Source organism: Pseudomonas sp. Je.1.5.c, assembly GCF_051129895.1.
GTDB lineage: Bacteria > Pseudomonadota > Gammaproteobacteria > Pseudomonadales > Pseudomonadaceae > Aquipseudomonas > Aquipseudomonas urmiensis.
This window is the reverse complement of record NZ_JBCPSP010000042.1, coordinates 35,911-47,833: the sequence shown is the minus strand read 5'-3', so window position 1 is coordinate 47,833 and position 11,923 is coordinate 35,911. Positions and strand designations below refer to the sequence as shown.

Below are 11,923 nucleotides of genomic sequence, written 5' to 3'. Positions count from 1 at the left end.
CGAGGACCTTGTAGTCACCCTGCGTCTGCGTGGGAGCGGGCTTGCCCCGCGATAGGGTTGCACAACCAGTGCTGTAGACGATGGATCAGGCGGGCACCGCCTCGCGCTCCATCATCGCTACGCGGTACTGCGCCAGCTCTTCGATGGTCAGCATTGGCATGTTGTACTGGTGGGCATACACCGCCACCTGCTCACCGCGGGCCATGGTGCCGTCGGGGTTCATCAGCTCGCACAGCACGCCGGCCGGACGCAGCCCAGCCAGGCGCGCCAGGTCCACGGTACCTTCGGTGTGACCACGGCGAGTCAGTACGCCACCGTTGCGCGCACGCAGCGGGAATACGTGGCCAGGGCTGACGATCTGGCGCTGTTCGGCAGTCGAGCGCAGCGCAGCTTCGATAGTGGTGATGCGGTCCTGGGCAGAAACGCCGGTGGTGATGCCTTCGGCCGCTTCGATGGTAACGGTGAAGCCGGTGCCATGGCGGGCCTGGTTGTTCTGCACCATCGGCGCCAGTTGCAGGGCGTCGACGGTGGCTTCATCCAGGCACAGGCAAACGATGCCGCTGCAATCGCGGATCATCATGGCCATGGTCTGCATCGAGATGTTTTCGGCGGCGGCAATGATATCCGCTTCGTCCTCGCGATCGTTGTCGTCGAGCAACAGCACCGGTCGGCCAGCCTGGAAAGCGGCAATGGCAGCCGCGACATTGGGGAATTGCTTTTGCAGCATGGGGGACATGAAACGCTCCTCGTGAATAATCGATGAACGTCTCGGGGCGAACAAAACGCGCGCGCAGCAGCACCTTTATGGCTGCTACCAAACGCCTTCTTTCATCCGGACTATGACCGTCGGCCCTGGAATCTCACCAGATCTGCTGTCCCCCGACAGGGTCGGGGCGCTCGCGGGCTCATCTTTCGATTTACCGCCGGTGGGGACTTTCACCCCGCCCTGAAGACCGGCCAAGCATACAGCACTGTGCCACCTGGTTGGCAAGCCGCCGGCCTACGACCTTCGGCGGTATCATGGGTGAAAGCTTTTTGTGGAAACGACACCATGGACATTCTCCAAGTCGCCGGCGGCAAGCCGATCAAACTGTGGACCGACGGCGTGCCGGTAGAGGAGGAAGCCCGCCAGCAGTTGCTCAACACCGCGCGCATGCCGTTCATCTTCAAGCACCTGGCGGTGATGCCGGACGTGCACCTGGGCAAGGGTTCGACCATTGGCAGTGTGATCCCCACAGTGGGGGCGATCATCCCTGCGGCAGTGGGCGTGGATATCGGTTGCGGCATGATCGCCGCACGTACCTCGCTGCATGCGCGCGACCTGCCGGACAACCTGCATGGCCTGCGCAGCGCCATCGAACAGGCCGTACCTCACGGCAAGACTTTCGGCCGGCGTGATCAGGGCGCCTGGGACACTGTGCCCAACCAGGCCGAGCGCGTGTGGAGTGGCCTGGCCGCGCGTTTCAAGGCCATCACCGACAAGTACCCACGGCTGGAGAAAACCAACAACCGCCATCACCTGGGCACGCTCGGCGGTGGTAATCATTTCATCGAAGTCTGCCTGGATGAAGCCGACCGGGTCTGGTTCATGCTGCACAGCGGCTCACGCGGGGTCGGCAATGCGATCGGCAACCTGTTCATCGAGCTGGCCCAGGCCGACATGCGTCAGCACCTGGCCAACCTGCCCGACAAGGACCTGGCCTATTTCGAAGAGGGCAGCCGGCATTTTGCCGATTATGTCGAGGCGGTGCAGTGGGCTCAGGATTTTGCCCGACACAACCGCGAACTGATGATGCTGGCGGTGGTTGGCGCCACGCGCAAGGTATTGGGTAAGCGCTTCGAGGCCAGCCTGGAGGCGGTCAACTGTCACCACAACTACGTGCAACGCGAACAGCATTTTGGTCGCGAAGTGCTGGTGACCCGCAAGGGCGCGGTGTCGGCGCGCCAGGGCGAGCTGGGCATCATTCCAGGCTCGATGGGTGCCAAGAGCTTTATCGTGCGTGGGCTGGGTAATGAGCAGTCGTTCTGCTCGTGCAGCCACGGTGCCGGGCGAGTGATGAGCCGAACCAAGGCCAAGAGCCGTTTCACTGTCGAGGATCAGCGCCGCGCCACGGCCCATGTCGAGTGCCGCAAGGACAAGCAGGTGATCGATGAGATTCCCATGGCCTACAAGGACATCGATGCTGTCATGCTGGCTCAGCGCGAGTTGGTGGAGGTTGTGCATACCTTGCGCCAGGTGGTTTGCGTCAAGGGTTAAGCGGCTTAACTATCTACCTCGCTGGTTATGCTGCGTGCTCTACCTTGTTGATCTGCCCAATACGGGGCAGATCAACAAGAGACGATTATGAGTACCCAATATCCCTTCACTGCTGTCGATGTGCAAAACGCTTTCGAGCAGCTCCATAACAGCTTGTTCAACAAGACCCGTGAGATTGATGCGGGCGATAGCTTGCCCAGTCCGAAGATCCTCATCCTCGCCGGCGCCCAGGGCTCGGGTAAAACCTACCTGCTGGAGAACACCCTGTTACGCAGCAAGCGCTACGAAAACTATGTGCGCTTGTACCTGCCTTCCTTCCGCGAGCTGCACCCGTCCTACGAGACGATGAAGCCTAACGGCGTGCTGCATGTCTACGAGCACACCGAGGATTTTATCTGGCGGTTGGGCGAGATGATCTGTAGCTATGCCATGGAGAACAAGTACAACATCATCATGGAAACGGCCCTGGATAACCCAGGTTTCGCCAAGTTCCCCCCAGTAGCGGCGAATCTTGGCTACCAGTTCGAAGTGCATGTGATTGCTTGCCAGAAGGAGCTCAGCCATTGGGCCTCGCTCGACCGGGTGGTTAAAAGCGTGGCCAAAGGCGAGCTGGAGCGCGTGGTGACCTTGACCCAGATCGAGGAAGCGCAGGCCAACGCGCGAAAGATTCTCGATGCTTTCGAAAATGCCTGCACGCAGAAGGTTGGATCGCAAATCGTCCTGTATCTGCGCGGTATGGAGACCGATATGGAAAGTCGGCCGGTCTGCTACAGCACGTGCAACGCCATCGGCGAACTAGCCCCGCAGCAGAACTACTTAGGGCAAGCGTTTGTATATCTAGCGCATCTGAGCTTCAAGATCAGTCGCAACGCCAAGGAGAGTTTTCCTTGCTCATACATTCAATACTCGCAAGTTGTGCATGCCGGATTGATGGGCAAGGAAGTGCGCCAAAAGATGGCAGCGGCTTGTTGTAAAACCTTGGGCAAGGCACAGATTACTGACATGCCGACCGCTGTGTTCCGTGAGTTGTGCCTTTATGTCCTCAGATACGTAAACCCTTGAGCCCCATGACATGTAGTGTTGACGGGCTGTGCTGAGATTACTTGGCCATCGTCTCGATCACTCGTCGCAGGGACGCCGGCAACATCGGCCCATGCCCCAACCCGTCGAAGCGTTCGAAGCGCACCTGTAGTCCCTGCACCTTCGCCAGGTCAGCGACCAGTTCGCGTGCTGGACGCTCGACATCACCCTTGACCGCTGCGCGCGGGTTGGATGGCTCGTCACCGCCGCGCATCAGCAGCAGGTTCGGTCGGGCGTCACCCAGGCGTTGTTGCAAACCCTGCGCCTCATTGACGACGGCGCCATCATGCCACCACAGCGAGGGGCTGGCGGCAGCGTAGGTGCTGAACTCGCCAGGGCGGGTGAACAGTGCATGCAGTACCGCCAGGCCGCCGTAAGAGTGCCCCCACAGGGTCTGCCGACTGGCGTCGATGGGGGCCACCTCGGCCACCATCGGCCGCATGCGCTGGCTAAGCAGATCGAAGAACTGTTGCACGCCACCGCTGGGCTGTCCGCTGAGCGGATCGAGCTGCTCGCGCTGGCCTGGCAGGTCAGGGGTGTAGTCGTAGGTGCGAGCGCTGCGCTCGATGCGTTGCGCGGTTTGATAGCCTACGGCAACCAGCAGTGGTGCCTGGCCCTTGGCGAGTTGATCGAGCAGGGCTGGGTCGAGCGCGCCGAGGGCGGCGTTGCCATCGAGCATCCACAGCACCGGATAGCCTGTTGCAGGGGCGGGTCGCTGGGGCGTGCCGATCCATAGCTGGTAGTGGCGCTTGCCGTCGGCCGAATCCAGTGTGAGGGTGGTGAAGCGGTAGGCCAGGTCCTGACGTTGCAGCAGGCTGGTGTCCATTTTCTGCTCCGGCATGGGTCGTGCCAGGGCGGGGGCGCTGGTTATCACGAGGGCCAATGCCAGGGTGAAGGTGGTCAGTTTCATCAGGCGATCTCGTTATGGCTTGCTCCGCGCGTCATCTGCTGTGACGAGTCTTCAGAAGACTTCGCTATACAAGCATCGTCCAGCCGGTTGGGTCAGCAGGGGAGGCTTGGTAGGTGGGGTCGACCAGAGCCGGCACTGGATTTGTCCTAACGCAGGAAATTTTGGCGGATTGCTCAAGGTTGCTATTTTTACCTTGGCATCGGCGATGGCCACACACTGCGGCGCGTAAGTCTCGATGTCTTTTAGGGACGTGCGCGCATAGCGGCCAGGGCACAACAGTAGAACGTCACCAAATCGATATTGGCGAAAGGCGTAAATACTGTAGAGCCCGCTTTCCTTGTCAATGTATTTTAGCTTCCACACGTTTTGGTCAAACAGGGTGGGAGGATAGTCCTTAGCGTCAAGTACATAATCCAGAGGGCGATGATCTCGGAGTTTCAACATATTGGCGGCGGAGTAAACCCAGATACTCAACATCGCCGGCATCCACAGCGCATGCAGGAATATTCCGATGATCAAGATGAAGGTCGCTTTTCCTGCACGCGCTAGCAGAGGGCCTTTGAGCCTGAAGAACACCAGTATCGGAATCAGATAGAGGATCATCGAAAAGAAACAGATCACTATCAGCCCGCCGACTTCGATGCCTTCCTCAGCACCCCGCCAAGCGAGGAGAGTGAACTGAGCAGGAAAGATGCCACACACTGCCGTGAAGGCCAGCATCGCCCCCAGCCAGGCCTTGTATGACCAACCAATAACCCGGCGGATACCGTGGGCGCTTGTCTGCGGCACCAGCTTCTGTCCCAGGGCCTTGAGTGCAGGGCGTCGATTCAACAGGTAGTCAGCGGCGATAGCCGATGCTGCAGTAATAATCCCGAACATCAGCCAAGGAGGTAACGAGTTGTCGAAAACCGACAACACCAAATTTACTGTCATCAAGACGAAGCCGCCAATGACCACCCAGGCGAAACGCAGGGCGACTGCAGCTTCCAGTTTGCGACTAGGTTTGGCCAAGTCCACACACAACATGAACACCAAGGAAGGCACCGAAAGGACCATTATGATCATCAGAAACCCGAGTACTGCGAAGACCAGCCATATCAAGAGGTTGGAAGGACTGCTGATCGAGCTGAGAATGAGTTCAGGATGGCCGATGGCCCACAAGTATTTGGAAAGCAGTAGAAGGGAAACCAGACTAGCTAGCGGGGTAATCCACCATTTGCCGTCGTTCAGTAACTTGAGAAACGCGTGAGCGTTGCTCACTGGGGGCGCTTCTATTTGGCTGGATAGTGCTGATGCAGCCCTTGCTGGTGCCGTCATGATTTCACGATCCTTGTGTCACGTGGTGTGTCAGTGCCAACTCAAATTTTACGCATTAAAAAGCCGGCTTGTGGCCGGCTTCTCGGGGACGATCTTGGCTCATTTTTGGTAAGCCGCAACCGCCTTAAACGGTATGGCCTCAAGGACCATGAAAAAGATGGCAGACGGCTGTATGAGGCGTCGCCAGGCCCTCTGGAGCGCGGCCTTGGCCGGTCTGGGGCGAAATGTGCGGGCAAGGATACTAGGGCTCGCTCGTGTTGCCCAGCAAAAAGTGGCACTGGGTGTTTCAGCCTGATACTGGCTGGCTGAAATATGACCAATGAAACACCCGGCCAAGGATTTCCAGGCCTTGCGCATGGCGTTGGGCGGGGGTGTAGCGCTCGACGGCGTAATTGCGTCGGTCGTGGCTGTGTAAACACAGGGTGTCGTTGTTGCCGAGGCTGAGACTGTGCACTTTCAGTTGGCCGTTTTGCAGTAGGGCATAGGCTTGGCCTTCGACGACTTGAGTCATGCCCCGGTCGATGGCAACGATGGCGTTCACGGGGATCAGCGGGGCCATGTTGGCGGCGGGCATGTTCACGCAGATGGCCTGTTCCACTGCCACGCCAAGCGCTTCGAGGGCTTGCTGGGGGAGCGGCAGATAGCTGTGTTGGTCGGCTTGCAGACGCCTGTTGCGCACGCTGTGTAGGGCGATGTTTACCATGCGCGTATCGTCGCCCAGCAGCGGGCTGGCTTTTGCCGGGGTGGGCGTTAAGAGGCTTTGGCGCAGGATCGGGCTTGGATGTTTAGGGCCTTCGCCGCTTAGCAGCCAGCGACGGTGCACGCAGAACAGGTCGGCGGTTTCATCGAGGCGGGCCAGAGGAATACCGCGCTTGAACCAGTTGTTGACGTGCTGGGGCGTGACGCCGCGCTGGGCAGCGAAGTCGGAAGGGGTTAGTTCGCACTCCTGAAGGAGTGACTTTAGGCGGTCACCAGAGGTAGTCATGGGTCCGAGTCTAGCGGGCAAGCGGCTGCGGGAAAATGAACCTGAGGTTTGCATGGTGTGTGAGAAATGGCGTGTATTGAGAGACGGCTCCTAGGACTGAGTAGGACTTTTCTTGGATATTGCCCTTACCGCCGTTGAGCAGGCATAAAAAAGCCCCGCCGATGCGGGGCTCTAGATACCCATCGGGCTTAGCCTTTGTAGGCTGCAACCGATTTGGTGATCGCGGCACGGGCGGCGTCAGCGCCGTCCCAGCCTTCGATCTTGACCCACTTGCCCTTCTCGAGATCTTTGTAGTTCGCGAAGAAGTGCTCGATCTGCTGGATCAGCAGCGCTGGCAGGTCGGTGTACTCTTTGACGTCGACGTACAGCTGCGACAGCTTGTCGTGCGGTACGGCGATGACTTTGGCGTCGCCGCCGCCGTCGTCGGTCATGTTCAGGATGCCGACTGGACGGGCGCGGATGACCGAGCCTGGAGCGACCGGGTAAGGGGTCACGACCAGCACGTCGAGCGGATCACCGTCGTCAGCCAGGGTGTTGGGGATGTAGCCGTAGTTGGCTGGGTAGAACATCGGGGTAGCCATGAAACGGTCGACGAACAGCGCGTCGCTGTCTTTGTCGATCTCGTATTTGATCGGCGCGTGGTTAGCCGGGATCTCGATGGCGACGTAGATGTCGTTCGGCAGGTCTTTGCCAGCCGGAATCTTGCTGTAGCTCATTGGGCAGTGCCCCCGTGTCTGATCGGAAAATTGGCGGCGATTATAGGCATATTCTGCTGGGCCACGCCACGCCCTGCCTGATGTGCGGGCGTGTGCAGGAGCATGTCAGTGCTGATGATCGCGGTACAGCGGATGTTCGGCCTGCAGTTGGCTCAGGCGTGCTAATGGATCCTGGCGGTAGAACAGCGCCAATTGCTGGTACACCTGTGGATAAGCCTGGTGCAGCAGGTCGGGGGCGCTGAAGAAATACTCGCTGGTGACGGCAAAGAATTCGCCGGGGTTTTCCGCAGCGTAGGGGTCGATGGCGGTCTCGGCGTCAGGGTTGGCGTCCAGCTGCCGGTTGAGATCGTCGTAGGCCTGTTGCATGGCCTTGGACCAGTCGCCGACGTGCATGTCGCTGTGCAGTGGCGGCAGGCCGTTGGCGTCGCCGTTGAGCATGTCGAGTTTGTGCGCCAGCTCGTGGATCACCAGGTTGTAGGCCTCCCAGCCACCCCCGCTGAGCACGCCGTCCCAGGCCAGGATCACCGGGCCTTGTTGCCAGGCTTCGCCGCTGTGTTCGCCGTCATACACGTGCTCGACGCCGCTGGCGTCGCGGTGGCGCTGGGGGCTTTTGAAGTCGTCGGGGTAGAGGATGATTTCGTGAAAGCCTTGATACCAGTCCAGGTCGCCCAGGTGCAGCAGTGGCAACTGGGCCTGGGCGGCGAGCAGCAGGCGCTGCTGGTCGTCCAGCTCGACGCCGGGCAGGGTGGTCAGGTGCTTGTTATGCAGAAACAACACGCAGGCTTCGCGCAGCCAGCGGTCTTCTTCCTCGCTGATACCGTCGAGCAGTGGCAGCTGTTCACGAACAGCCTGCCACAGCTGGGCATCGATCGGATAACGGGCCAGGGTACGTCGACGCCGCCAGGCGCGTAACGACCACATGGGCCGGTCAGTGCGCCTTGGCGGCGCGGCCGAAGCGGCCACGCAGCAAACCGAGGATCATCGGCACCAGCGACAAGACGATGATGGCGACGACCATCAGCGACAGGTGCTGCTTGATGAACGGCACATTGCCGAAGAAGAAGCCCAGGGTGACCAGGCCGCCGACCCACAACAGCGAGCCGGCGACGCTGAAGGCCAGGAAGCGCGGGTAATGCATGTGGGCGATGCCGGCGACGAACGGCGCAAAGGTGCGCAGAATCGGCAGGAAACGCGCCAGGGTCACGGTCTTGCCGCCGTGGCGCTCGTAGAATTCGTGGGTGCGCTGCAGGTAATCGCGGCGGAAGATCTTCGAATCGGGTTTGTTGAACAAGCGTTCGCCCGCCGTTCGCCCGATCACATAATTGGTACTGTCGCCCATGATTGCCGCCGCCATCAGTAGGCCGGACAGCAGTACTGGGTCCATTCCGCCGCCTGCGGCCACGGCACCAGCGATGAACAGCAGCGAGTCGCCGGGCAGGAAGGGCATCACCACCAGGCCGGTCTCGCAGAAGATCACGGCAAACAGAATGGCGTAGATCCAGGGGCCGTAGTTGGTGACCAGCAGATCGAGGTAGGCATCGAGATGCAGGATAAGGTCCAGCGGGTTGAAATCCATGTACAGCACCTGTGTTCTTGACCCGCGACTACGGGCGCGCAAAGACGGAGATCGGCAAGGCCGTAGGCTTGTTTACCTGCGAGTGGGTAAATTTTCACACATGTAGGAGGGGCATTATACGGACAAGGGGAGATTGTGCCCGGGGAGATTGTAGCGGCGGGTTACGATGGTTTGGCTGGGATGAGGGCTACGTGGGAACGGGTTGCCGCAATCGCGGGGCAAGCCCGCTCCCACGCTTGGCCACAATCCGCATAGCGACCTCGCGTGGGGTAGCTCAATCCTGGTTGATCGGCAAAATGTAGCTGGTGAACTCGGTATCTTCGCGAAAGCCCATGGATTCGTAGGTTTTCTTCGCCACCTCGTTATCACTGCTGGTCGACACCCGCATGCGCACGGCATTGGTTTCTTTGGCCATTTTCTTGGCCTCGCGCATCAGGTGGTCGGCCACCAGCATGCGCCGGGCGTCTTCGGCCACGTAGATGTCGTTGAGAATCCACACGCGCTTGAGCGACAGCGACGAAAAGCTCGGATACAGCTGGCAGAAACCCAGCAGCTTGCTGTCGTCATCATCCGCCAGCGCCAGGTAGATCACCGACTCTTTGAGCCTGAGGCGCTTCTCGAGGAAGCTGCGCGAACTGTCCGGATAGGGCAACTGCCCATAGAACTCGCGGTACTTCACGAACAACGGGTTGAGCAGGTCGAGGTGTTCCAGGGTTGCCTTGATGATGCGCATGTGCGGCCCTCAGAGTCCATTTGGGGAAACAGCGGATTGCCAGCAGCTTTCAAGGGCATGCTGCCCCAATGCAGGCTAGAAGCGCAATCCACCTTCCGTGACATGATTTTTACTCTTCCCCAAGTAGGAAGTTTCCGCTTTTGCTTGAAGAGTTTTCAGTGTCGAGGTTATGGACCTCGGCTTCGTCCTTAAGATTCACCCCCGACAGCTGGCGCCGGCAGGCTTCGCGCATCAGGTACAACAGGCGGTGAGCGGCCATGCCGTAGCTCAAGCCCTCCAGGCGTACGTTGGAAATGCAGTTGCGATAGGCGTCGGTCAGGCCGACCTTGGGGCCGTAGGTGAAGTACAGGCCAAGGCTGTCTGGCGAGCTCAGGCCAGGGCGTTCGCCGATCAACATCACGGTCATGCGTGCGCCAAGCAGTTCACCGACTTCATCGGCCACGGCAACCCGGCCTTGCTCGACCAGCACCACCGGGGCACTGCTCCAGCCGTCAGCGGCGGCCTGCTCTTCGAAGCGCGCGAGCAACGGCAAGGTATGGCGGTGTACGGCCAGGGCCGACAGACCGTCGGCGACGACGATGGCCAGGTCGACGCCACCCGGATTGGCTTGGGCGTGATCGCGCAGTTGCTGGACCGACTCCTGGTTCAGCCGGCGGCCCAGATCCGGGCGTTGCAGGTACTGGTCGCGGTCGCTGGCGGCGCTGTGCAACAGCAGGCTGTCTCGGCCGCGTTCGCTCAGTTGGCTGCGCAGGCTGGCGTGATCGAAGGCCAGGTGCACCGCATCACGGGCCTGGGCGTGAGCGAACTGGAAATCCAGCTGGGCGCCGGTCGGCAGGCTGATGCCGCTGCGGCCCAGGGCAATCCGCGCCGGGGTGAGATTGCGCAGGGCCAACCAGGGGTTGTCGTGGGTGGGCGTGTGTCGTTCCATGGTCACCTCTAGGCCAACTGCGCCAAGGCTTGGCGGAAAGCTGGCGGCAGGTTGTCGCCAAAGCGAATGCGGCCATCGGCCTGGGTGAAGATGCCGGTGCGCTCAAGCCACGCCTCGAATTCCGGTCCGGGCTTGAGGCCCAGAGTCTGGCGCGCATACAGCGCGTCGTGGAACGAGGTGGTCTGGTAATTGAGCATGATGTCGTCGGAGCCGGGGATGCCCATGATGAAGTTGATCCCGGCCACACCCAGCAGGGTCAGCAGAGTGTCCATGTCGTCCTGGTCGGCTTCGGCGTGGTTGGTGTAGCAGATGTCGCAACCCATCGGCACGCCCAGCAGCTTGCCGCAGAAGTGGTCCTCCAGGCCGGCGCGGATGATCTGCTTGCCGTTGTACAGGTATTCCGGGCCGATGAAGCCGACCACGGTGTTGACCAGAAACGGCTTGAAATGGCGGGCCACGGCATAGGCGCGGGTTTCGCAGGTCTGCTGGTCAACGCCATGGTGAGCGTTGGCCGACAGGGCGCTGCCTTGGCCGGTTTCGAAATACATCAAGTTCTGGCCGAGGGTGCCGCGCTTGAGCGACAGGCCGGCTTCATAGCCTTCCTGCAGGACATTGAGATTGATGCCAAAGCCGGCGTTGGCCGCCTCGGTGCCGGCGATGGACTGGAATACCAGGTCCAGCGGCACGCCGCGGTTGATCGCCTCGATCGAGGTGGTGACGTGAGTCAGCACGCAGGCCTGGGTGGGGATCTGGTAGCGCTGGATGATCGCATCGAGCATTTCCAGCATGGCGCAGATCGAAGAAATACTGTCGGTGGCCGGGTTGATGCCGATCATGGCGTCACCGTTGCCATACAGCAGCCCGTCGAGGATGCTCGCGGCGATCCCGGCCGGTTCATCGGTCGGATGGTTCGGTTGCAGGCGGGTCGACAGCCGACCGCGCAGGCCCATGGTGCCGCGGAACTGGGTCTCCACGCGGATTTTCTGCGCGACCAGCACCAGATCCTGCACGCGCATGATTTTCGACACTGCCGCAGCCATTTCCGGGGTCAGGCCGGGGGCGAGGGCGCGTAGGCTGTCTTGCGTGGCGTCTTCGCCGAGCAGCCAGTCGCGCAGGCCGCCCACCGTCAGGTGGCTGACCGGGGCAAAGGCTTCGGCGTCATGGCTGTCGATGATCAGTCGGGTGACTTCGTCTTGCTCATAAGGGATCAGCGCCTCACTCAAAAAATGCGTGAGCGGGATGTTGGCCAGGGCCATCTGCGCGGCGACCCGTTCGCCGTCGTTGCTGGCCGCGACCCCAGCCAGAAAGTCGCCCGAGCGCGCCGGGCTGGCCTTGGCCATGACTTCCTTGAGGCTGTCGAAGCGGTAGACCAGGTTGCCTACCGTGTGTACGAAACTTGCCATACAGACTCTCCAGAGCGC

General features: G+C 60.6%; 12 protein-coding genes and 1 riboswitch. Of the genes, 2 read left to right on the top strand and 10 right to left on the bottom strand.

Going from position 1 to position 11,923, the window contains the following annotated elements:
• Positions 1-85: 85 nt before the first annotated feature.
• A complete protein-coding gene (gene ribB, locus AAZU54_RS22950) occupies positions 86-736 on the bottom strand; it encodes a 3,4-dihydroxy-2-butanone-4-phosphate synthase (protein WP_434727717.1) in 651 nt (216 codons plus the stop codon).
• Positions 737-816: 80 nt separating this feature from the next.
• Positions 817-958, bottom strand: a riboswitch (FMN riboswitch).
• A gap of 93 nt (positions 959-1,051) precedes the next feature.
• Between ribB and AAZU54_RS22945 the strand changes: the two genes are divergently transcribed.
• Positions 1,052-2,257 carry an RtcB family protein gene (locus AAZU54_RS22945; protein ID WP_392467693.1) on the top strand — a complete coding sequence of 402 codons (1,206 nt, stop codon included), beginning with the start codon at positions 1,052-1,054 and terminating at the stop codon, positions 2,255-2,257.
• Positions 2,258-2,344: 87 nt separating this feature from the next.
• The gene (locus tag AAZU54_RS22940) at positions 2,345-3,319 is read left to right on the top strand and encodes a zeta toxin family protein (RefSeq protein WP_186556639.1); all 975 of its coding nucleotides are present in this window, start codon (positions 2,345-2,347) and stop codon (positions 3,317-3,319) included.
• Positions 3,320-3,356: 37 nt separating this feature from the next.
• Here the strand turns inward: AAZU54_RS22940 and AAZU54_RS22935 are convergent, their stop codons facing one another.
• From AAZU54_RS22935 to AAZU54_RS22895, 9 genes are all read right to left on the bottom strand, one after another.
• The gene (locus AAZU54_RS22935) at positions 3,357-4,247 is read right to left on the bottom strand and encodes an alpha/beta hydrolase (RefSeq protein ID WP_434727716.1); all 891 of its coding nucleotides are present in this window, start codon (positions 4,245-4,247) and stop codon (positions 3,357-3,359) included.
• 51 nt (positions 4,248-4,298) lie between these two features.
• A complete protein-coding gene (locus AAZU54_RS22930) occupies positions 4,299-5,564 on the bottom strand; it encodes a hypothetical protein (protein ID WP_312151753.1) in 1,266 nt (421 codons plus the stop codon).
• Positions 5,565-5,850: 286 nt separating this feature from the next.
• Positions 5,851-6,549 (bottom strand): XRE family transcriptional regulator, encoded by a 699-nt coding sequence (locus AAZU54_RS22925; protein WP_405129873.1) that lies wholly within the window; start codon positions 6,547-6,549, stop codon positions 5,851-5,853.
• Between the two features lie 188 nt (positions 6,550-6,737).
• Positions 6,738-7,265 carry an inorganic diphosphatase gene (ppa, locus tag AAZU54_RS22920; RefSeq protein ID WP_110737970.1) on the bottom strand — a complete coding sequence of 176 codons (528 nt, stop codon included), beginning with the start codon at positions 7,263-7,265 and terminating at the stop codon, positions 6,738-6,740.
• Positions 7,266-7,370: 105 nt separating this feature from the next.
• Positions 7,371-8,186, bottom strand: a complete 816-nt coding sequence (locus tag AAZU54_RS22915) for a zinc-dependent peptidase (RefSeq protein ID WP_434727715.1) — start codon at positions 8,184-8,186, stop codon at positions 7,371-7,373.
• 7 nt (positions 8,187-8,193) lie between these two features.
• Positions 8,194-8,841, bottom strand: a complete 648-nt coding sequence (locus AAZU54_RS22910) for a DedA family protein (protein ID WP_186556643.1) — start codon at positions 8,839-8,841, stop codon at positions 8,194-8,196.
• 274 nt (positions 8,842-9,115) lie between these two features.
• The gene (locus AAZU54_RS22905) at positions 9,116-9,574 is read right to left on the bottom strand and encodes a GNAT family N-acetyltransferase (RefSeq protein ID WP_186556644.1); all 459 of its coding nucleotides are present in this window, start codon (positions 9,572-9,574) and stop codon (positions 9,116-9,118) included.
• 109 nt (positions 9,575-9,683) lie between these two features.
• Positions 9,684-10,502, bottom strand: a complete 819-nt coding sequence (gene eutC, locus AAZU54_RS22900; protein ID WP_405129874.1) for an ethanolamine ammonia-lyase subunit EutC — start codon at positions 10,500-10,502, stop codon at positions 9,684-9,686.
• Positions 10,503-10,510: 8 nt separating this feature from the next.
• Complete coding sequence (locus AAZU54_RS22895) at positions 10,511-11,905, bottom strand: ethanolamine ammonia-lyase subunit EutB (RefSeq protein ID WP_186556646.1); 1,395 nt, start codon at positions 11,903-11,905, stop codon at positions 10,511-10,513.
• Positions 11,906-11,923 lie beyond the last annotated feature (18 nt).

Coding starts and splice junctions, on each gene's coding strand:
- ribB (WP_434727717.1), bottom strand. CDS start 736: ATGTCCCCCATGCTGCAAAAGCAATTCCCCAATGTCGCGGCTGCCATT.
- AAZU54_RS22945 (WP_392467693.1), top strand. CDS start 1,052: ATGGACATTCTCCAAGTCGCCGGCGGCAAGCCGATCAAACTGTGGACC.
- AAZU54_RS22940 (WP_186556639.1), top strand. CDS start 2,345: ATGAGTACCCAATATCCCTTCACTGCTGTCGATGTGCAAAACGCTTTC.
- AAZU54_RS22935 (WP_434727716.1), bottom strand. CDS start 4,247: ATGAAACTGACCACCTTCACCCTGGCATTGGCCCTCGTGATAACCAGC.
- AAZU54_RS22930 (WP_312151753.1), bottom strand. CDS start 5,564: ATGACGGCACCAGCAAGGGCTGCATCAGCACTATCCAGCCAAATAGAA.
- AAZU54_RS22925 (WP_405129873.1), bottom strand. CDS start 6,549: ATGACTACCTCTGGTGACCGCCTAAAGTCACTCCTTCAGGAGTGCGAA.
- ppa (WP_110737970.1), bottom strand. CDS start 7,265: ATGAGCTACAGCAAGATTCCGGCTGGCAAAGACCTGCCGAACGACATC.
- AAZU54_RS22915 (WP_434727715.1), bottom strand. CDS start 8,186: ATGTGGTCGTTACGCGCCTGGCGGCGTCGACGTACCCTGGCCCGTTAT.
- AAZU54_RS22910 (WP_186556643.1), bottom strand. CDS start 8,841: ATGGATTTCAACCCGCTGGACCTTATCCTGCATCTCGATGCCTACCTC.
- AAZU54_RS22905 (WP_186556644.1), bottom strand. CDS start 9,574: ATGCGCATCATCAAGGCAACCCTGGAACACCTCGACCTGCTCAACCCG.
- eutC (WP_405129874.1), bottom strand. CDS start 10,502: ATGGAACGACACACGCCCACCCACGACAACCCCTGGTTGGCCCTGCGC.
- AAZU54_RS22895 (WP_186556646.1), bottom strand. CDS start 11,905: ATGGCAAGTTTCGTACACACGGTAGGCAACCTGGTCTACCGCTTCGAC.